Here is a 21,135-nt window from a genome sequence, read left to right on the forward strand (position 1 = left end):
AAGGCGCCTTGGCAGAGTGGCTATGCAGCGGATTGCAAATCCGTGGACCTCGGTTCGACTCCGGGAGGCGCCTCCATTATTTAGAAAGCCCGATCAGAAATGGTCGGGCTTTTTTACGTCTGAAGGAAAGTGGTTTTGGTTTCGATAGCTTTTTGTCTTGTCTATCTCCGGTATCTTGCACGGAATTTCTAGGGGAAGGGTATGCGAGGAAATATCTGCGCTACTGAGTTGTGTGGAAACTTGGTGCAAACATACCGAAGGGAAAGCCTCCGGTATGTCTCTAGTCTTAGTCCAGTCGGTGAGAAAAGCGGGCACTAAACCCAAATAAACAACTATTAGGGTTGTTGGCCGATTTTGATTGAAACGTGTCGTCCGACATATAATTAGACAAAAATGAGCGAGATCCCAAGGTCTAACTTGCCTGTATCGGATTAGTAAATGTATGCAAAAACGATAGAGCTAACCCTGATAGACTGTTGCCGACTGAATACCACGATTCGAAAAATAGCGAGAGGGTGTAGTGATACGGTGAATTTGGTCACTTAGTTAGAGGTAATATCATCACCTCATAAGTTAACAGGTGACACTATGAAAAAACGTACAAGACGAGTATTTAGTGCGGAATTCAAATTAGAAGCAGATCAAGCCATGAATGTTGGGAAATCCACCATGGATAAGTAGTTTCGCCAATTAAAATCGGAACGCCAAGGGAACACACCTAAAGCATCACAACTGACGCCTGAAAAAATTGAAATTCGTGAACTAAAAAAGAAGTTAGCCCGCCTTGAAGAGCATAATGAAATATTAAAAAAGCCACGGCTCTTTTGATGTCAGACTCACTGAACAATTCTTGATAATCAAGAAACTCAAGCATAGCCACAGCGTAAAAATACTATGTGAAGTTTTCAATGTTCATCGAAGCAGTTATAACTACTGGTGAAAACGGCCTACGGAAATTGATGCTGAAACCGTAAAGCTCCGTAGTCTAGTTTGCGAGGCTCATACTGCAAGTAACGGCTCTGCGGGAGCGAGAACAATTGCTGACATACTAACGACTCAGGGAACTCACCTGAGTCGTTACAGAACAAAAAAGTTCATGAAAGCTCTTGGGTTAGTGAGTTGTCAAGTACTAAAACACAAGTATCGCAGAGCATCACAAGAACATATTGAGATCCCAAACCACTTAAGTCGCCAGTGTGCAGTTGCGGAACCAAACAAAGTTTGGGTTGGTGATGTTATTTATGTTTGGACGGGAAATCGTTGGATGTACTTATACCCGTTTAACTTGAAGCTGCAGCTGTCAGTATCTGCAAATTATCTGTAATTCTGGATACAAGTGAGCCTGAAACTTCTGGTAACGTCACATCGAAAAACTTTTTGATAGCAGAGGTGAATGCTACTTTGGAGGGGAAATAAACATTGTTCCTTACATGCTCATTCATGATTTTCCAAAGCCGCTCTATTGGATTTAAGTTTGGGCTGTATGGAGGTAAGTAATGAAGCTCTATATTGAGTGCTTTTGCCGCATTTCTCACCATTTCAGACCGATGGTAAGCCGTACCATCAAGTACAATATGCACGGTTTGCTCTAGTGGATAATGCTCTTTCTTGAGTTTCTAAAAGAAGCGAACAATACTCTCACTATCTATCATTTCATAAGTATCTATGATCGTTGCGGTGATGTTTTTCAATGGCAGAGCACCGATTAGATTCACTCGAGTACGGCTACCTGTCGTTTCAATAAGTTTATCCTGTCCCTTACGGATCCAGCCACAGCTAAGCTTTGTTGATTGAGTTGGATGAACGGCATCCATGAAAAGTACAGGCGCATCATTGAACTTAAGCACCTCGTTGTAATACTTGATAAATGCTTGCTGCTCTTCAGGTTTTAGCTTATGCGGGACACCTTTGGGCTTATTGTATGAAAAACCGTGATGATGTAACCACTTATTAATACCTGCAACGGTGTAGCTCACACCAAATTCCACTTCGAAGTAAGTAATGATTTGACGCGTATGAAAGTAGGTTTTCTCAATCAAATGCTCAATGACCTGCATCGTCTGAGTATCAGAAAGTCGACTCTGGCTCCTGCCATTCTCAGGTTTAAGTTTTTCAGATAGAACATAATTACTAAGATGACGAGCAACAGTAGATTCATGGATACGAAGAGCCTGAGAGATCATAACCTGGCTCCAATCCTCGGAAGCCAGTAAGACAGCTTTTATACGGTCGCATACTCGACGATCACGCTCAGTATTGTGCATCTGTTCGAGTTGTTGCTTTTGCTCAGGAGTCAGTACAATTTTCATGGTGAGTAGCATGATCCTGATTTAAGGAGAAATCAAGCATCTTCAATGATCACGGGTATAGCTGTTGTTATAGATCTATTTGCTAGAAAAACGATTGGTTGGGCAATGTCATTATCGCCCGATAGTCGATTAACGAGTAAGGCTCTTTCCATGGCCTATGAACCTCGAGGTAAACTACAGGGCGTCATGTTCCACAGCGATCAAGGCAATCATTATACAAGCAGAAGTTATCGGTACCTATTATGGCGCTTTCAGATAAAGCAAAGCCTATCTCGACGAGGAAACTGCCCCAATGGAGCGCTTCTTTAGAAGTTTGAAGACGGAATGGATACCAACCGTAGGCTATCGTAGCTTTGCTGAGACTCAACAAGAAATTACTCGATATATCATTGGTTACTATTGCCAGCTCCACCCGCACCAATACAACGGTGGTTTGACACTCAATGAATCAGAACGGTTGTTCTGGTTAAACTCTAAGAGCGTGGCCAATATCAGTGACCACTACAAAGAGCTTGGTTTCTCGTCACATTAAATCATTGGAATCCGAACTCACATGTACCCTATTCCATCGTACAACACGAAGCGTGACCTTGACGGAAGCCGGTAGAGAGTTGCTTGAAATCGCACAAAAGATTGAAGAGTTAACACTAAAGGCCTCGAAAACATTCAAGATTTATTGCAAGAAGACCTAGGTGATATCCGTTTCACCGCTCCTAGTAGCCTTGATAATCAATTGTGTACAAAAATACTTCTTGAATACAGTATACATTATCCGAATGTGAAAATTGACCTGGAGTGACTACAGGTGTCAAAGATGTGGAGTTTGATGTTACTTTGAGAGCGAATGAGAATCTGCCCGACAACTTGATAGCCAAAAGCCTTGGGACTATGCAGAATATACTCGTCGCGTCCCCTGATTGGCTAACCCGAAATGTAATTAAGACTCCTGATGATATACTCAATGTCGAATGCATCCAAAATAGCCTGAACCGAAATTGGAACCATTGGTCGCTATTTTCAAATGATAACCAGAAAGCATTAACTCGATCTTAGGGGAAATATTCATGCTCAAGTTATGATGGGATTAAAGCCCTCGCGGTAGCCAATATGGGACTTGCGAACTTGCCATTGCCAGTTGTTGAAGAGTTACTTGATAGCGGTCTACTGACCAGAGTTTTACCCGAGTGGTATAGTTTGCAACCCCCTTTTTATTTAGTGTACGCACAATACGATTTTACCCGAAGAAACTCCGAGATTTCATCGATACTGTCCTTATGTGGCACGAGGCAAATTCTCGCTGGTTTGTTAGGTAAGGATAGATAAAGCATTCAGATAACTCAGGCTTTACAGAGGCTGAACTATTCTTCATCACTGGCTCCGGCAATGTCTCTAGAGGTGAAATTTTTGGCTCGGGTTACTGGAATAGGCGATTAACTCAATTCAGAAATATCCTGTTTTAGATTCTCGATTCACAGTTCAGATTTTTTTGTCTAGTACAAAGCTTGCTTTACGGTCAGTTAGTTAAATCTAAGAAGTTTTGGGACATAAAGGTGTTGGTGATGCTCGTTACTGAGTGCGTTCTCGCGAATCGAAGTGGTATGGCCATTTAACGAAGTACGAGTTATAACTGTCACTCAGATGATACCGAGATTGTTAATGCTGTGGATACGCACCGCGTTATTTTTCATGATTCGGAGATAAGTGGTGGATACTCGTGTATTCATAGTGCCTAATTTATCACTCGTCATAAGAGTATTTTAATGCTTCTTCGAATGTCGTTTTGGTGTTGTCTAACCATTCATAACGACGGCGGTACATAGAACGTTTAGAACGAGACATAACTTCGATGTCGCGACGTGGTGCATTAACGCTAAGCGAATAGAAGTTACGGTCGTATTCGGTGCCGCCCAATTCAATCCATAATGCGTCGTAGTCGGTCTTGATTCGCCCATTTCTGTAGCGTTTCGCCGCATAAGTGTGAGACTGTGCCTTCACCGCAAGAATGGTCTCTACTTCCCAGATCTGTGCAAGGATATTTAGTAGGCTTACCATCAGACTTTTTGGACGCTGGCCATAAAGTTTGCGAGTCAGATTTTTTATCTTTTCGTTGCTGGACTCGCTACTGCATGGGCCTTGTAACCCGCCAATCTTAATGCAACGCCCCCCATTTTCGTGGCCGAGGATAAAGGAGATTGTGTAGAAGTTACCGTCGTCTTGGCTTTGCAGTACTAAGCTCATATCGCCCTCTTTTTGATAACGTTCTTCATACACCAATTTCACCGTATATAAGATCTCATTAATTTCAAAGGTTATAAGAGTGAGCCCTTTGGAATCTGAATAGATCTGTTTCATTAATGTTAGAGACACCAGTTCAGAAGCTGTTTTGTAATGGTCAATAACAAGCTCTGAGCGATTGATAGCCGGGTTGTTTTTGATGATGTACGGGCGAAAAGGTTTTTCCAAAAAGCGATGTGAGCGTGTACACAGCATCTCTAACATTGACGCATCGATGTTATCAACCAAGTAGTTGAATGCCTTTTTATAGAACAACGCGCGTGCAATAAACTTGATACGGTAAATCCAGATCGGGTGATAGCTCTTTGCAAACTGTTCCGAGTAAATAGTCTTACTTTGATGAACGATGGATTTGTTCATGGTGATTTGATGATTAGTCATTAGTCGGTGCTTGTTTTGAAATGAATAACGTAATTTAACGTGATTCAATGTAATTTGGCGTAATTTAATGTAATTCAACTTTGTACAAAGTTAAAAAAGACCAGCCTGAAAACTGCCATTTTTAATGGAAGATAACCTATCGCCCTAGCTCCTCGTAACTCACCTTGTAAGCCATCCATGCCTTTGTAGTCTCGCCTCGATTGTTATTGATAAAATAGTAACTAATTTCGGACAATTTATTACATTTAATTACAAACAGGAGGTCCAATATATGATAACTTCGCGCCAGGCTAATGAGTCCTATTTGATATATCCATATTGTAAATGTTAGGTGGTGAAATGAATTTTGGTAACTTGTCAATTAAATTGAGGATTGCGAAGTATCTTGTTAAGGAATCGTTAGGCTTGAGTGATGAATGGCTAACGAAGGATGTGAAGTTAACCAGACTTTATTGTAGGATCGGCGATTACCATCACGCAATTAAGCATGCAAAAAAAATTTATGATTCAGGGTTGAAGCCAAGCTACTATTATGTGTTGAAAAACCTTTATATATTAACTGACGAGGCTGAAAAAATTGAAGCTCTACCTTTTAGTTCTGAACTGGAACAGACAGAAGATATTATACCAACTCTTGGTAGCCTTGATGACAGTGTTTATGACCTAGACAAAATAAAATTCATTAAAGATTATGTGTCAAGTAAAGGTGCTACACCTATCTTAATAAGTTTACTAGGAAAAGGTTCTGAACTTAAAAATAAAACTAAAGAAGAAAAAGAATTATTATCCAATATAGATCTCTATAATAATGAACGCCCTAAGTGGAGTAAGGAAAATAATGCTCCAGATTATATAAAAAAAATTTATAAAGATTACGAGAATGTAAAGTTTGATGAGTTGTTTAGTTTTCGACCTCCTGTTATAAAAGCAACAAAGGTAGTCTTGGGAGATATGAAAAACTCATATGTTTCAGTTGAAAATGGCATTAGAAAAACAGTGGGCCAACCTAAGAATTTTAATCATCGTGTACTATGCTTCGGTACATCAACAACATATTCAGTCGGCACTAGTAATGAAAATACTATAGTAAGTTTCATTCAAAAAGAAATAAATAAATACCATGATGATATAAAAGTTGAAAATCATGGCGTACATGGAATGAATTTACTTCTAGCAATAAACAACCTTATACAAACAGAAATAAAAAAAGGCGATATTGTTCTATTTTTTGATTATGATGAATTTAATCGATTTGATGATGACGTTATTTTTAAGTTAGATATGAATAAATTTGATCGAGGCGACAATTTTTTTGTAGATCTTGCTAAGCACCATTGTCATTTTTCACCGCGTGGAAATCGTGTCTTAGCTAAATCAATTACAGAAGAAATATTGATATCTCGTATCGGTAAAATTAATGATACTTATACTGTCCCAAGTGACAGAATCTTCCAGGTACTTGATAATTTAAAATACTTTTTATACCGACAAACAGCACAAGTTTTTGAAACTTGTGAAATGAAGAGTTACTTATCTTTATTAAGCCAGTACACACCGGACAATGGATTAAAAGTTGGTAGTGTAGCTGTAAACTGTAATCCAATTACAAAAGGCCATTTACACCTTCTTGAATACGCATCGAAAAATGTTGACAAGTTATTTATCTTTGTTATCGAAGAAGATAAATCGTTTTTTAAGTTTGAAGATCGCTTACAACTGGTGATAGAAAGCACACAACACTTAGAAAACGTTACTGTATTGAGGGGAGGCAAGTTTATCTGTACAGAATTAACTTATCCCGATTATTTTGATAAAGATACCAAAGAAACTCAAGCCGATGCATCGATGGAAGCGTGGTTTTTCTGTGAATATATAGCTAAAGCACTGAATATTAGTAAAATATTCCTAGGTGATGAGCCGAATTGTATGATTACTAGGCAATATAACGAAAAGATGGCTGAGTTACTGCCTACCTATGGTATAGATGTCAAAATTATCAAACGGATATCTGCTAATGGGGATTCGATCAGTGCTTCCAAGGTCCGAAAGTTGTTGAAGACAAGAGATTTCGATGCGATAAAAGCTATCGTACCCGAACCGACATATCTTTTCCTAAAACAAAACTATTAGTACGCTTTTGGTGCTTTCTTACCTATTAATTAAAAAATAGATGGTTTTAAAATTATGGCCTAAGCCATTCTAATTATTACCGTTTAGATGCTGAAATATAGCGTCTTCATCGGGTTATTACGTTCTCTAGTGGTTGAATTGCCAGACACAGGGTTTTAAAACCCCTCGAAGTTCGCGCTGTGCCGGTTCAAGTCCGGCCAGTGGCACCATCTATTTGATTGTTATCTTGTTTGATAATGTTCAAAAGAGTTGTTCTCTTTAAACACTATTAAAGGCGACTTGGCAGAGTGGCTATGCAGCGGATTGCAAATCCGTGGACCTCAGTTCGACTCCGGGAGGCGCCTCCATCATTTAGAAAGCCCGATCAGAAATGGTCGGGCTTTTTTACGTCTTTAGGAAAGTGATTTGGCTTTTGAATGCTTTTCTTTTGCCTTTTCAGATAGAAGAATGCCCGTAAAACCCATTCATTACCTTCGAAAGGTTAGACACATTTAGAGCTGAATCAAAGAGAAAGTTGCAGCCGTAGATAGTGGTAGCCTGCCGATTTGCTTTGATTTATCAGAGGGACAACGCCACGATATAGGCATGCCGAAAGCTTAGTTGAGCAACTCGATGAAGTTAATACCATCGTTTGTGATAAAGGATATGACAGCGAACCTTTCCGTACTTTTGTTAAGGAACGTGGCGGAGAAACGGTAATTGCTAAACGCAATTACGGACAAGAGATAGACAAAGACAGTATGGATTGGTGTCTATACAAGTATCGTCACTTGGTCGAAAATGCCTTTGGGAGAATTAAGCATTATCGAGCTATTTCGAGTAGATATGACAAGCTAGAAAGGAGTTATGCCAGCATGTTATCGCTGGCATTCATGTTAATGTGGTTACCGATGTATTGTTGAACACGAAATGTACAGCAAAGATCAACACGCCCTAGTCAAAGAGTCCAACGCTGATCAGTGAACTGCACTTGTTCAATGCTTGATAGGATATTCAAGCCATCGCGTGAAGTAACGGTGTCATTGAGCTGAAATTTACCGCCCCCAAGATTGTGGATTTGGTATTCACTTTTAGGACCATGTACTACAACCGTATTAACACCTAAATTTCCGGTTACCTTATTATCATATCCATTGATCTCAATATTTGCGTTATTCTTGCCCGATAGCGTTAGTTTCGTCAGATATTGAGAGTGATGAGTGTAGGGCGTTGCTGGGTCATATTGCATTTTAAAAGTGCCGGTGAATGTATCAGCAATGTATGCGTCGTAAGTCAGTGTTGGAGAGAAAATCTGTTCAGTAATATATTGCGCGTTAGGATCTCTTGTAGAAAAGTCGTCGCGAGTTTTAACTTTGTATAACCCCCACATACCTTCGCCACTATACGCCCCCCAAAGCCCGTAATAGCTATCAATGACGGCTGCAAAGTACTCTTGGTCAACACTGACTTCTTCTTGCCACTCTTCCAAAGTGTCAACTGGAGGTGTATAGGCATTATGTAAAGCCTGAGTCTGTATTGTATTCAGCTCTTTTTGAAATAAAGGTAATGCCGATTCGCCACTTTGAGGGGAGTTAAGAACACCAATACCATAGTCATGGACTAGGTGGAGAATTTCCTCGTAAGACGCATCGCGATGCTCTTCATAGTCCTGTCGAACATACCATTCTCCGCCTTCTACTTGAATTTCCTCTTCGAACAAGGGTTGGCCATCCAAATCGTCGTTATATTGGGGCTCATCGTGATAATTCATTAGTTTCAATATTGCGCCATTGTTCGCCATAGCATTTGCAATATCGCGTTTTGAGTCAGCGCTCCCGTATTTAGTGCCATCAACGGGGGTTAGATAGTGATTGAGAACATTGACTGCTTTGACTATCTGATAATTGCTCAGGCGATCCATAATTAGAATATGGATAGATTTGCCATTAGGGGCATTGACCGCGACATGTCGGTTATAACCTGCTTTGGAATACGCAGAGAACTGAGAAGGGACCGCTTCTATTGTGATCCCGTGAACAACGGATGGTTTGACATTTTCTTGGCTTGCCACAGGCTTGCTTTGGTTTGAACTATTACAACCAACAAGAAGAACAGTGGCAGCGAACGCAGTTAAAGATAACACTTTCATGGTACACATCTTATGATTTAGAACGTGGTGCTAATATACCGAGATGTCGCGTGATATTGGGTGATTGCAGTTGCCGTAATACATACCCATACAATGTCTTACAATGCCCGTGATCTGTTGGTTCGCCAGGCAACCCCCAATTGTACTTAGCCTAAATCAATAATATAGAGGCCATTAAGAAATGATTTTTGCTACCTCATCGTTCGCGAGTTATTAACCGACTACCGCCAGAGGTTTGCAACCTTAAAAAGTAAAGTTGATTGGTAGCGTCAGGCTCAGTTTATTGCCTGCGATTGTACTCGGAGGTTTAGTAAGAGGCTGAGCTCGATAAACAAGATCAATGGCTTCTTTATCTAGGGAAGAAGTCCCTGAGCTCTTCACTAACACTACGTCAAGGACATGGCCTTTTCTGTCCATTGTGAAGCGAATAACAGGTGTTCCTCTTTGTTTCATTCGTTTTGCTTTTCTAGGGTACTTTTTTTGCTTCTCTAGATGAGCATGGAGTGTTTGTTGCCAATTCACCCTCGCCATACGTCCATTTTCTGAAAGTTGGCCTTTTCGTAAAGCAGATGCAGCATCTGCTGTTTTTTGTGCCGCAATATTTTGCTTAGATTGGGCTTTCTGCATGATTGTTTGAAGCTTTTGTTCTGGATACTCTTTTGCAATGTCTTTGACTATCTTGGGTTCTGGTCGCTTAGGCTTAGGCTTAGGCTTAGGCTTTATTGGTTTTATTTTATCGATCTCTGCCTTAACGGGTTTTGCCTGTATTTTCTGTCTGTCTTTTTTAGGTTTTTCTGGAGCCAAAAATGGAGACGTTTTTTTTCCTTTCACTAGCTGTGGAGTAGGGGCTTTTGGTGCATAACTGGGGTCTGGCGTTATCATCTCCTGTACCGTTTGTTGAATGATTTCTTGCTGGGGTTCACCTAAGTCAGTGTCTTCTGATTTTTGCTTACTGGCGGCTAACGGGCCTACAATACTCACCATTATTGGGGCTGCTTGTACTGGAGGGGTAAAGTTGTATTCAGGGGTCCACATGTACGCAACAACAAACAATATATGTAGAATGATACTTCCGCTCAACCCAAAAAATAGAAATCTATTTCGAGGTTCAATCATTCTGTAGTTAGGGTCTGCCAATAAGCTCATTATTGTCGTTCCAATGGTGATTCGACACCAACTAGAGCTATCTGGCTATAACCAGACGCTACGAGTGTATTCATTACCGTCATTAAATCTTGGTAATTGAGCTCTTTGTCTGCTCGGAGGTAGATGCGTTTTTCTTGCCCTTTTAAGGCCCGATCCAAGGCGGGCTTTATTTGACTCAATGGAACCGTTAAGTCTTCACCTAAAGTTAAAACTAACCCTTCTTGTACCGTTAAATAAAAGGGGCTCTTTGGTGGTGGTTGAGGTGTTGCTGAGGATGACGGTAAATCTACGGGAACATTAACTGTTGCTAGCGGTGAGGCGACCATCACTATGATTAGTAGCACTAACATCACATCGACTAAAGGCGTGACATTTATTTCATGATTCTCAGTCATTTCATCATTGTTTGCAGAGGTTTTAAAAGCCATTATTAACCTACCTTTTTTACATCTAAATCAAGGTTGCTTTCATTGTCGCTGTTTCTTCTATCGAGCTCTCTGCTGACTAACACCATACTCGCTGTAGACACATCTGTGACTAACGCTCTGTACTTTCCAATAAACCGAGTGAAGTAGTTATACATAATAACAGCGGGGATTGCTGCTATAAGTCCAATTGCCGTGGCAAGTAGAGCTTCTGCTATTCCTGGGGCTACAACAACTAAGGTAGTACTTTTGGACTTTGCTATTCCGATAAAGGCATTCATGATCCCCCATACCGTACCAAACAGACCTACAAAGGGACCAATCGACCCTATAGTGGCAAGAATACCAGTAAGCGATGTCATATTGCGACCGAGTTCAGTTTGAACTCGCTCTAGTCGCAACTGCACTCGCTCCTTAATACCGTCACCAGTTGCGTGGCCAAGGGAGGACATATAAAGCTCATGTTGAACCGCGGTTATTAACGATGTTTCATTCGCTTTGTGGTGAGCTATGGCGGTTTCCGCATCCATCATACTTTCGCTGTTTACCAGTGTAGCAAGTAATTTTTTCGTTCGCTTAGTCGCAAGGGATAATTGGACGTGCTTGGTTATAAAAACAGCCCAGCTCATTACAGACGCAATTAGAAGAGAGATCATAACTGTTTTCACTATCCAATCCGCAGCGTGGTACATGCCCAGAGCGGAAAAGTCGTGTGTAATTAGAGGGTTTGAAGGCGGGGCTAGTTGTTGTTCGACAATGGGGTGATCAAGATAGGGTTGATCTAACAATGTGTTAGTTGAGGTTTCATTTGGTGGTGGCTGAGTTACTTGTAATTGAGACGACGCTGTCGTTGAAGAAGCTGAGAGTGCAGATGTTTGAGATGTTTCTGCTGTCGCGTTAGCCTGCGAAGTAATGGCCAGTGCGGAAAGCACTGACATTAGGCGAAAAAAAAGCGTATTCATTGTGGTTGCTCATTAGGTAATAAGTATTAGCAAAGAAGGTTTGCAGTATGTTCTGAAAGGGATACCGAATGAGAATGATAAAGCCGTAAGATTATTTTAAAATTTATCGAATTTAAAATAATCTTTACCTTTGAGGCTCGTATTCACCAAAACATGAAGAAATTTTTTGTATGGTTTAAAAGCGCTTATTTTACTCAATCAATCAATCAATCAATCTTTCGAACACTCTATTTCTCAAAGGTTTTTAGACGGTCGAAATATTTCCTTTACGTGTGAATTTCTCTCCATCTAGAAGCGTTTAATGAGCTTTAAGCCGATTTCATTCTGTTGGTAAGTATAAAGCCAGTCAATATTGCTTTTCACTCGTTTATGAGTCCAGCTAAGGGTGGGAGACACGCCTAAATACTCAATACTTGGTGAGTGAATGACTAAGGTGTAATTTTGTTCTCTGTCATGTCGCTTATCTCCAAGTAAAGCACTGAAATCTTGATATCGGCGATCTCTCAAAGAAGCAAATAGACTGATATCTAACCATGGGCTGACGTTTTTATTAACCCCAAGTCGAACGCCAGACAAAGTATAAGCATGAACTTGTTGATCATTTCGTTTATCTGTCCAGTCCAAGCCTCCAAATAACAACCATTTTTCAGGTAATTGATACCAATAAGTGAACAAGGTTGAGAATTGCCAATCAGACTGATAATCCAGTTTTCCTGGTTGATAGTTTTGATAATCAGCTTTGGTTTCGAATTTAAATGCACTTTGTTTGTTTACGGTTTTGAACCAATCCAGTTTGATTCCAGAACTTAAATACAGGCTTTTTCCTGCAAACGTATTGAACTCAAATTGTGGTGCGAAGGACACGCGATCTCTTTGGCTCTGATAACTGTACCCAAAGCTCGCTTTTACGGTTTGCTCATCATATTCGTCTTGACCTGAATAACGAGTGCCGTAGGTAAGCCCACTAAAAGAAACGCCATGATGACCAGTGAGTGAGGTTCGTTTATTTAAGCTCGCTTCATAATCGATACCAAAAGCCTGTTGCTTTTTTGGGGTGACTCTATCGATGATGCATTGCCCAATATCGCTATGAACTAAACATGTGTAGCTTTCGGAAGAGCTGTTTAGATTGTCATTAAACGATGGCCCGAAACTAATGGAACCGCCCCAGTCATCACGAGCTTTAAGCGCACTTGAAAATACATCTATGGTTCGTTGAATACCTTGAGTTCGAGGGTTGTTAGATGGGAGTGAAGCTTCAATTTGTTTGAATAATTCTAATGACTCTGAGTTGTTGTGGTTTTCGAATAGAACGCGTGCTAGTTCTAATTGCGCTGGCATAAAGTTGGGTTGTAACGTGATTAACTGAGTGTATTCCTCTTGTGCACGTTTTAGGTCACCTTGTGAACGATAAATACCACCACGCACATAATGAATAAGCAGCGGGTCTGCGTTATCGAATAGCTGATAATGGCTGAGTAGTTGCTGAGCTAAGCCCCAATTATGCTGCTGAGCAGAAAGGTGCAAGGCTTGGGCGACTTGGTTTGAATCCGAAAGATCTATGCTGAACGTTGACTCAGGATCCGCTATTGAAGGGTCAATTAAATTAGAAGATGATTGCTGCGCGTTTTGTCGCTGTTCTTCATCTTGCAGCTCTTCAGCTAAAATGGCGTTTTCTTTTTCGACTGCCGATAGCGCATCTTGTTGTTCAATTCGAAGGCTAGTATCAGGGTTAGATGCCACACTCGGCAAACTGACTAATGCGCTTGGAATGACAACAAAAGAAATAAGCGGTAGGAATAATCGTTGTGAATGGTTGAACTTCATGGGTGTCTTAATGCGCGAGTGCTTTTAAGTGAAGCACAGATGAAAAAGAAAGAAGCAGCGTGTGCTGCTTCTTTGGTTTAGGCTAAAGTTTTACTGCTTTTCACCACCAAAGGCAGTATCAAGATCACTATTACTAGTGAATGTCGCGATACCGGCTAAAGATGCGGCATCCGCACCGAAGAAGTGACCTTGAGATGAACCTTGGGTTACAGAACCAGCTTGTGTAGCGGTTGCACTTCCGTTGAACGACGCCGTTGCAGAGTCAATAGTGCTATTCACACCAACAGTTAGGCTTGCATTAGAAATTTTGCCTTTTAATGTTTGGCTATTAAAATCGGCTTTGAATGTACCAGACAATTTATTGCTGCCACTAAACTTATTAATGCCTGTGATGTTGTAAGTTGCAGTTCCGCTAGTTGGTACTGTTGTGCCTGCATCGTTCCCTACGTAGTAAACCGTTCGGTTATTGAAATCTGCGTCTTGGTTGCCTTCATACCATTCCCCAAACCAAATGTCTTGGTTCGCAACTTGTACAAAATTGTAGTGAGAGTTACTGAAGTGTTTACTGCCTGATGTATGAACACTGTCTCGCTCTTTACTGCTGAAAATATTTCCAGCTAAGCCGTCGAAGTCGACGCGTTTACCAGTAGCACTGCCGATTCCTGCTTTGCCTTTTGAGTGGAAAAATGGCACATAAACTTCTGATTCACCAACTTGGCGAAGTGAATTGTCGCTGATAGCACCGTCAAAACCGGCTTGAACGACAGGGCTTAGACCAAGAAATGCTGCTGCGATCCATGAAAGTTGAACTGGTTTCATTTTCTATTCCTTTTAAATGTATTTTAAATGATTGAAATCAAGCCAGTTGCCCGGTGCGCGCGACAGACATCTCACTTGCTTTCATCAAATACACCGAAGTAAAAGTCCAAACCCGTAAACAAATATAAAATAAAAAAAAAGCGCCTAAGTTCATAAGCGCTTTGTTGAATGGATAAATCTAAGTAAATATATTGGCTATCGACTGGTGAATATGTAATTCCCACCCGCTCTTCGGATTGGACTGTAATCACCCAAGCCATAGAGGCTCCATGCAAAACCAAGGCCTATATCCGTGGTTTGACCTGAAGTCGGAGGGGAAAGGATTGTAATGACTTCTTTTGTGCCAGCTGGAATAACGTATATTTGTCTTTCCTTTAATTCACCAAAGGGGGTTCGAGCTATTGGTTGTACTGTATTCGATCGATCTCGGAGGGTACTAACCGTTAGAGTGATGTCATTGGTTACGGCTTCAAATGTATAAGTGCCCAGTTCATAATAGTCTGGGAGGTCACCGCTATCTTGTGTCTTATCAATGGTCCATGTATTGCGATACGGTAATAGAACAGGGTTGGGGTCATCATCAATCATTACCTTTGCATGGGGGCCCGTCAGCGAAGCCACGCGCACATAGGCAGCTTTTGATGGAAATGATGACAACTCTCCATCACTGACTTCGACAGTAATGCCATAGTCACCAGCTACGTCTGCTAAAAAATGAGGTTTTGGTGAGCTTGGGTTAACAATGACAGTGTTTGATGCTTGAGGTTTTGAGATGAATGACCATTGGAAAGTGATCGGGTCACCATTTGGATCTTCGCTTGTACTTGCGTCTAATGGAATGGTCATGCCTTCAATGGCACCGATAGGGCTTCCTGTCCCTCTAACAATTGGTGGGACGTTCTCATAGTAGAAAGAAACAGTGGCTGTATCACTGGCGGATGCCAAACCATCGGATACAGTAAGCTCCACAATGTAATCGCCGATAGTATCTGTCGTTAACCTTGGATATTTAGAAGAAGTATTATCCAGACTTGGGTTGCTGTTTTCTGGTTGTTGTATGATTTTCCAGCGATATATTAACTCGTCATCGTCAGCATCGCTTGCGTTGTCAAAAATCGTAACAAAATCAATTAGATTAGCACGATAATGGTCCCGAGATATCGAAACCGTCGGTGGTGAGTTTTCTCCATCAGAAACCGCAACAACTTTTACTTGGTTGGTTCGGCTGCTGGTGGTTCCATCATGAACGACAAGATCAACAACATAGGTTCCTAACTTGTCTGCTATAAATGTGGGCTTGATTGCATCGACCTGAGACAGTTCCGCTAGGCTTTGAAGCGGGGTTGAACTCAAAGACCATTGATAGGTAATTTCGTCTTTATCATAATCAATGCTTGAGGTTCCATCGAGTTGTACCCGATCGCCTTCTTTCACTTGCTGATTTATGCCTGCAATCGCAATCGGTCTCTGGTTGTTCTGTAAACCTGGGTCGGTACTTGGAGTGTTGCTATCCCCACCACTGTTACAGCCTGTTGATAGCGCAGCAAACAATAAGATGGGTGCCCAATGAAAATTAATGTGCATTTATAATTCCTGATACAAATCTTGAATGGAATACAAAGAGGTATACGCTCATCGTTTATCCAGTCGGTTTTGAAAGTTGTAATGATGTCCTAACCGATACACCGAACGAACTATGAAAACCCTTAAAGGAAAACCTGAGTTTTGAATGAGGGGTAGGCTAAGTAATAGAGTCTGTCTAATTGAATAAGGAAAAATCCGAGTGTTCTGACACTCGGATTTGAACATTTCATAGAACTCATCATATCGTCGATGATACGAATTAAGAGTTTCTTGAACATAGTTAAAACGTAATAGTGTTGTTCTTATCTCTATTCCTAGCGATAATGCTATAGCATCAGCTTCAAGCAACTACGTTCTTATTATTCAGCCGTTGAAGTATACATATACCCCAGTCCCATATATTGCTCTAAAGTTGTATCAACAATGAAACCATATGAAATCATTGATAATTGACCTTGGGTTGGCTCTGCCCACATTTTTACGTTAATTTTATCGCCAGCATTTAGTACCTGACCAGCATTCATTCCTGTCATTACCGCATCAACATTACCAATATAATCGATAGCGGTTGTCTCATTAATTGTATAGTCCTTACCTACAGCTTCAAGGCTAAAAGTGCCTAGTAGAACATGAGCTGGTGCATCGCCCGTAGTCGAAATATTCGAAGTGAATTGTTCAGCAAATGGCCATGCTCTAGCCGTGGTATCTTCCGCATACTTAAGAATAAGGTCACTGGTTCCGACTTCTGTTGCAGATAAACGAATGTACTCTTTTTTACTGGTTAATTCGCCATCAGAAACGGTAAGGGACAATACATAGTCGCCAATTAAATCAGGGGTAAAATTCGGTTTTTCATCTGTTGTGCTACTTAGCGTTGCCGTGCTGTTTTCTGGTTGAGAAACCACTTTCCATTCGTAGGTTATTTGGTCATCGTTTCCGTCAGTACTTGCTGTTGCGTCAAGCAGTGCACTTGTACCTAATTCAAATGTTTGCTTGTTTTTTACGCTAGCTTTAGGCGCTACATTTTCAGCAGAATATGAAACAGTCACTTCTTCAGATATTGTTTCGTAGCTATCACTCACTGTTAGCTTTAATTGGTAATCTCCGGCAGTGTTGGAAAGGAGATTTGCTGTTGGAGTGGCACTGTTTGTTAATTTCATTGTGGCATTACTTGGCGATGAAAGTAGTGCCCATTGGTAAGTCAGCACATCACCGTCTGCATCATAAGCTTGTGAATGTAGATCGACGGTTTTACCAATAGCGACACTGTCAGGAAAATCTAGATCGACAATCGGCTGCGTATTAGTGCTCGCATCACTTACATCGATTACATAAGAGACTTTTTCACTGTCTTTACTACCACTTTTTGTGACCAAATCTAAGGTGTAGTTACCAGCTATATCCGGAGTGAAGTATGGAGAGACAGCATTGGCGTTATTAAGTGAAGCTGTGCTCCCTTCCGGTTTATTACTGATTTCCCATTGGTAGCTAAGAGATTCTCCATCTAATCCTTCACTCTGAAGCCCATCAACTCGAACTCGACTGTTAACCTTCGCGACACTTTGCGCGGAGATCACCGCTAAACCCAAAGGATCTTGCGCTGCGGGTGTTGAACTTGAACTGCCTCCACCACATGCGATTAAAGTTGGAATAGTTAAAGCAAGTAATGTCCATTTAAAGTTCGACTTCATGTATTTCATCCTAATTGTGCTGAAGGCTACTTGAACGTAGTTTGGTTCAGTTCGTAGCCATATCTGATTTTTAGTTTCATATATATACCGTTTGAGTTGAGCGAATCCGTAAATAAAAAACGCCCAATTTAAGGCGTTTTTTATTTTGTTATCTATCCATTTACTTATTTAGTAACTAGAGCAGGATGAAGTTAGGAAAGTAGGCTAAGTTATCAAGGGCAAACTAAATGGCATCTAAAACTTTCCACTTAGTTTTACACCGATAGTTCTTCCTGGAGCTGGCATGCCGGAAACAGAACCTGCTTCTAGGTAGTAAACATCTGACAGATTTGTTCCCACGAGTTCGCCTGCGATCTTTTCAGTGAATTTATATTTCATATAAGCATCGTAAGTTGTCACATCGGTACGTTTTATTACATCTTCATCATGGCTGCCTGAAACATAATTGGTCCTAAAACCTACTTCTAAATCTTGGTTGAAAAAACGAGCCCCCAACAACAAATTGGCCGTGTATTCAGGAGCCGCATGAGCGGCTAGGAAGCTTTGTTTGGAAAAGCCCCCTCGAACACATGTTTCATCCGAAGGCGTATTTTTTTTAATCGTGTCGTATGCGTAGAGTTGTGCTGCTGTATTTTTATCACAAACTTCATTGCGGAAATTATAGGCAAAAGACCCATCGGCGAAATAGTCGGTATTGTCATAATGAGTATTTAATTCTATGCCGCTGGTGCGTTGGCTGTCTAAATTTGCAAACGCAAAACTGTCTCTATCTCGGTCCATAACGTTTTCAATGATCTGGTCGAAATAGGTGATTTTAGCGCTGGCATTGTCGAAGTAATGGACGTAGGCCGTTTCGAATAAACGTGCTCTTTCGGGTTGTAATGGAGCGGAGGCACTTGGATTACCACTAAAGCCACTGGTACTTTCAAATAAGCTAGGGAAGCGGAGAGTTTCAGCGTATCTGGCATAAATACGGCTATTATCATTGAATAACCAAGTCGCAGTTAAAGAGGGCATCCAGCCACTTCCGCTATTTTTGTAATCGGTGTTGTAAACTTCTTTTAATTCAATAGCTTTTGCAGTGCAGCTGCCTTTAACATAATTGTCTTTTTGCATTGCATTTTTACAAGCATTATTAGCTAGATTTAAATCATTGCGACTATTTACTAGCCAATCGGCTGAATGTTCTTCGATGAAAGTTGTTTGGTTTTGAGCTGCATTAGTTCCTTGCTGAATCTTTGAGGCGAGTAGCGAATCAAAGTTAGCTAGTTCCTGCTGCTTAGTTTTAAGAGATGCTTTATTTTCAGTTGCCTGACTAGGGAATTGAGAGATTAAATTTTTTAAACGTGTTATTTCTTGAGTGATGTTACTTTTGCTGAATGTTACTCGCACTTCATGTTCTGCGTTAGCAACGTTTTGGGCGATTTCTTCTGCCGCATAGTTTTCTAAAGTTTGGTAACTGAGGTGGTAACCATCTTTTTTGTATTCTTTTAGACTTGAAATGTCACCTGCGTTGACTCGGTTTTCTATGTAGTAATCTGTGGAGTTGTATGAGATGTATCTAACACCAGCATTAAGAATTAGTGAGTCTAACGGTCGCCATTCGACTTTGGCTGAGCCATTGTACTCTTCACGTTCGCCTGCTCTTACCGCGCCTTGGTAAAAGTTAATCATGTACTCGAGCCCTTCTTTGGGCATAAGTTCATGTTTTTGATAGCTACCAGCAACGGTCAGATCAAGTGAGCTACTTAATAGCATTTTATTTTTGAAGTTAAACCCGTATCGACTTTCATCACGATTTACGGTTGAAGTGTTAATGATAGTATCAGGTGTTTCGCTTCTTCTGTTGACAAAATTAGGAAAGCCATAACCAGTGTTACTTTTTGAATCGGTTTTAGTAAGCCAAAGATTAGTGCTTAAATCAAGAAAGCGGTTGGTTGGGTTAGCTCGATATTTTAGGCTATAAGCCTGCATTTTTGCATTGGCTAAAGGCCATTGAGGTAATCCATTTGTATTTCGATAATCTGAACGACTTGCGAGTATTTCACCGTGAATACTTTCTGTATATCGGGCATTGAATTGCAATTTATAATAATCGTTAAAATTAAACGTTCCTTTAACCAGTACCGATTCCATTTCAGAGGATGTATTAGGTACTTCATGCCCAGGCCTATGTACCAAAGCCATATGTTCTAGTTCTAAATATGGGTTACGACCTTGGATTATATTCTCACCACCTTCACTTGACGGTTTGGAATAAAACTCGTCTTTGTTGGTGCCAGAATAATAATTACCACGGTTACGATAAGCATAAGCGGCAAGCCATTCAAATTTTGGTATTATTCCGGCGAGAGCAAGGCGGTAAGCGATATCTTCACCATTAAAAGGATCATTACTTTTATTATCACGAGTTTGGAAGCGTAATTCTGGATCATCATAAAGTGGTACCCCCCCGATGTCTGCATAAGCTGGAACATCTTGCCAGCGCTTTCCCGTATGCAAGCGCGCTTTGTTTGGCGCAACTGAATTACTGCTTGTTTCAGTAATGACTTCTATACCAAATTCATCACCTTCAGGGACTATATCTTGTGGTTGCAATGTCGTAACTTGAACAGCACCACCTGTAGAGGTATTGATGTCGGAGCTCAATTGGGCACCTTTGTACACCTTCATGCTACCTATGAGATTAGGGTCAATGTAGTTCCTGTTTGAAGAGCCGCGATAACCGTTGTAAACAGAAATGGCTTGCTCGGTTCCATCAATCACGACAGGTACACGACCAAACCCTTGCACACCGCGAACGTTGGGGTCTATACTTCCTCCACCGTTTCGAGACTCGCCACTGTGAACATTGCTTACACCTGTAAATAAGTCGGCGGCTGTTGTTCCTTTGAAACGTTCGATTTCTTCTTTACCTAAGTAGGCCGTGGCAACGTCGGCATCGTATACGGCCATTTCACCTTCTTGATCACGCTGGTAGGCATCCTCAAAGTGAGTTCTTACTTGAATGGCATTAAGTGTCATTTCATCAGATGAAGGGGAAACATAGTACACTCCATCAGGTTGTTTCTGTGCATCTAACCCCGTATTTGCTAGTAAAATATTCAGCGCTTGTTCTGGCTGGTAATCGCCAGTTAAACCTTGCGTATACAGTTCTTCTGAAAGAGAAGAATTGAGATAGAACTCAACCCCAGACTCAACCGCAAACTGGTTAAGAACGCTATCAAGAGTTCCTGCTGGTATATTATATTGTTGGGATGTATCTGCCATTACGGTGTAAGGCAGCATTATCGCCGCCACACCAAGGTTGGCTTTTATGAACACAGAGAGCAACTGACGTGGTGTATTATACGGCACCATTATTTCCTTATTGGTATTTAGACTCGCTTAACTGTCTGATACACCGGATGAATAATTTAAATCCGTAATGTTTATACG

At 40.9% G+C, this 21,135-nt stretch carries 13 protein-coding genes, 2 tRNA genes and 4 pseudogenes; 8 read left to right on the forward strand and 11 right to left on the reverse strand.

Annotated features, from left to right (window positions below; genetic code table 11):
* Positions 1-2 precede the first annotated feature (2 nt).
* Positions 3-76, forward strand: a tRNA-Cys gene (locus tag NX845_RS03720).
* A gap of 512 nt (positions 77-588) precedes the next feature.
* Positions 589-1,273: pseudogene (locus tag NX845_RS03725) on the forward strand (IS3 family transposase); the annotation flags it as partial.
* 7 nt (positions 1,274-1,280) lie between these two features.
* On the opposite strand, the pseudogene NX845_RS03730 reads toward NX845_RS03725, so the two are convergent.
* Positions 1,281-2,309, reverse strand: a pseudogene (locus tag NX845_RS03730) (IS630 family transposase).
* Between the two features lie 57 nt (positions 2,310-2,366).
* Between NX845_RS03730 and NX845_RS03735 the strand changes: the two are divergent.
* The 3 genes and pseudogenes from NX845_RS03735 to NX845_RS03745 all read left to right on the forward strand — a co-directional run.
* Positions 2,367-2,841: pseudogene (locus NX845_RS03735) on the forward strand (DDE-type integrase/transposase/recombinase); the annotation flags it as partial.
* Complete coding sequence (locus NX845_RS03740) at positions 2,804-3,001, forward strand: LysR family transcriptional regulator (RefSeq protein ID WP_254657896.1); 198 nt, start codon at positions 2,804-2,806, stop codon at positions 2,999-3,001. The pseudogene NX845_RS03735 and the gene NX845_RS03740, both read left to right, overlap by 38 nt.
* A gap of 415 nt (positions 3,002-3,416) precedes the next feature.
* Positions 3,417-3,632 (forward strand): hypothetical protein, encoded by a 216-nt coding sequence (locus NX845_RS03745; protein WP_254657897.1) that lies wholly within the window; start codon positions 3,417-3,419, stop codon positions 3,630-3,632.
* Positions 3,633-4,046: 414 nt separating this feature from the next.
* Here NX845_RS03745 and NX845_RS03750 read toward each other — a convergent pair whose 3' ends face one another.
* A complete protein-coding gene (locus tag NX845_RS03750) occupies positions 4,047-4,985 on the reverse strand; it encodes a VirK/YbjX family protein (protein WP_065682481.1) in 939 nt (312 codons plus the stop codon).
* A gap of 339 nt (positions 4,986-5,324) precedes the next feature.
* Between NX845_RS03750 and NX845_RS03755 the strand changes: the two genes are divergently transcribed.
* From NX845_RS03755 to NX845_RS03765, 3 genes and pseudogenes are all read left to right on the forward strand, one after another.
* Positions 5,325-7,115: a citrate lyase ligase gene (locus NX845_RS03755; protein ID WP_065682517.1), complete on the forward strand. Its 1,791-nt coding sequence runs from the start codon at positions 5,325-5,327 to the stop codon at positions 7,113-7,115.
* A 273-nt stretch (positions 7,116-7,388) separates the two neighbouring features.
* A tRNA-Cys gene (locus NX845_RS03760) sits at positions 7,389-7,462 on the forward strand.
* 172 nt (positions 7,463-7,634) lie between these two features.
* Positions 7,635-8,017 (forward strand): annotated as a pseudogene (locus tag NX845_RS03765) (transposase); the annotation flags it as partial.
* A 35-nt stretch (positions 8,018-8,052) separates the two neighbouring features.
* Here NX845_RS03765 and NX845_RS03770 read toward each other — a convergent pair.
* The 9 genes from NX845_RS03770 to NX845_RS03810 form a co-directional block, all read right to left on the reverse strand.
* A complete protein-coding gene (locus tag NX845_RS03770; RefSeq protein WP_065682482.1) occupies positions 8,053-9,243 on the reverse strand; it encodes a hypothetical protein in 1,191 nt (396 codons plus the stop codon).
* Between the two features lie 243 nt (positions 9,244-9,486).
* Complete coding sequence (locus NX845_RS03775) at positions 9,487-10,389, reverse strand: energy transducer TonB (protein WP_260256548.1); 903 nt, start codon at positions 10,387-10,389, stop codon at positions 9,487-9,489.
* Entirely contained in the window at positions 10,389-10,817 is a 429-nt protein-coding gene (locus NX845_RS03780; protein ID WP_017087531.1) for a biopolymer transporter ExbD, read from the reverse strand. Before NX845_RS03780 ends, NX845_RS03775 begins: the two co-directional genes overlap by 1 nt.
* A gap of 2 nt (positions 10,818-10,819) precedes the next feature.
* Positions 10,820-11,776, reverse strand: coding sequence for a tonB-system energizer ExbB (gene exbB / locus NX845_RS03785; protein WP_017087532.1), 957 nt, complete (start codon positions 11,774-11,776; stop codon positions 10,820-10,822).
* 288 nt (positions 11,777-12,064) lie between these two features.
* Positions 12,065-13,603, reverse strand: coding sequence for a surface lipoprotein assembly modifier (locus NX845_RS03790; RefSeq protein WP_065682484.1), 1,539 nt, complete (start codon positions 13,601-13,603; stop codon positions 12,065-12,067).
* Between the two features lie 90 nt (positions 13,604-13,693).
* The gene (locus NX845_RS03795) at positions 13,694-14,422 is read right to left on the reverse strand and encodes a Slam-dependent surface lipoprotein (RefSeq protein WP_017094789.1); all 729 of its coding nucleotides are present in this window, start codon (positions 14,420-14,422) and stop codon (positions 13,694-13,696) included.
* A 195-nt stretch (positions 14,423-14,617) separates the two neighbouring features.
* Entirely contained in the window at positions 14,618-16,006 is a 1,389-nt protein-coding gene (locus NX845_RS03800; protein WP_017094790.1) for a PKD domain-containing protein, read from the reverse strand.
* Positions 16,007-16,365: 359 nt separating this feature from the next.
* Positions 16,366-17,697, reverse strand: a complete 1,332-nt coding sequence (locus NX845_RS03805; RefSeq protein WP_065682485.1) for a PKD domain-containing protein — start codon at positions 17,695-17,697, stop codon at positions 16,366-16,368.
* A gap of 234 nt (positions 17,698-17,931) precedes the next feature.
* A complete protein-coding gene (locus NX845_RS03810; RefSeq protein WP_065682486.1) occupies positions 17,932-21,057 on the reverse strand; it encodes a TonB-dependent receptor in 3,126 nt (1,041 codons plus the stop codon).
* Positions 21,058-21,135: the final 78 nt, after the last annotated feature.

This window comes from Vibrio sp. NC2, from assembly GCF_025195005.1.
Classification (GTDB): domain Bacteria; phylum Pseudomonadota; class Gammaproteobacteria; order Enterobacterales; family Vibrionaceae; genus Vibrio; species Vibrio splendidus.

What these genes read in the sequence shown, in the direction of transcription:
- NX845_RS03745 (WP_254657897.1), top strand. Translation starts at nt 3,417, where the DNA reads ATGGGACTTGCGAACTTGCCATTGCCAGTTGTTGAAGAGTTACTTGAT.
- NX845_RS03750 (WP_065682481.1), bottom strand. Translation starts at nt 4,985, where the DNA reads ATGACTAATCATCAAATCACCATGAACAAATCCATCGTTCATCAAAGT.
- NX845_RS03755 (WP_065682517.1), top strand. Translation starts at nt 5,325, where the DNA reads ATGAATTTTGGTAACTTGTCAATTAAATTGAGGATTGCGAAGTATCTT.
- NX845_RS03770 (WP_065682482.1), bottom strand. Translation starts at nt 9,243, where the DNA reads ATGAAAGTGTTATCTTTAACTGCGTTCGCTGCCACTGTTCTTCTTGTT.
- NX845_RS03775 (WP_260256548.1), bottom strand. Translation starts at nt 10,389, where the DNA reads ATGAGCTTATTGGCAGACCCTAACTACAGAATGATTGAACCTCGAAAT.
- NX845_RS03780 (WP_017087531.1), bottom strand. Translation starts at nt 10,817, where the DNA reads ATGGCTTTTAAAACCTCTGCAAACAATGATGAAATGACTGAGAATCAT.
- exbB (WP_017087532.1), bottom strand. Translation starts at nt 11,776, where the DNA reads ATGAATACGCTTTTTTTTCGCCTAATGTCAGTGCTTTCCGCACTGGCC.
- NX845_RS03790 (WP_065682484.1), bottom strand. Translation starts at nt 13,603, where the DNA reads ATGAAGTTCAACCATTCACAACGATTATTCCTACCGCTTATTTCTTTT.
- NX845_RS03795 (WP_017094789.1), bottom strand. Translation starts at nt 14,422, where the DNA reads ATGAAACCAGTTCAACTTTCATGGATCGCAGCAGCATTTCTTGGTCTA.
- NX845_RS03800 (WP_017094790.1), bottom strand. Translation starts at nt 16,006, where the DNA reads ATGCACATTAATTTTCATTGGGCACCCATCTTATTGTTTGCTGCGCTA.
- NX845_RS03805 (WP_065682485.1), bottom strand. Translation starts at nt 17,697, where the DNA reads ATGAAGTCGAACTTTAAATGGACATTACTTGCTTTAACTATTCCAACT.
- NX845_RS03810 (WP_065682486.1), bottom strand. Translation starts at nt 21,057, where the DNA reads ATGGTGCCGTATAATACACCACGTCAGTTGCTCTCTGTGTTCATAAAA.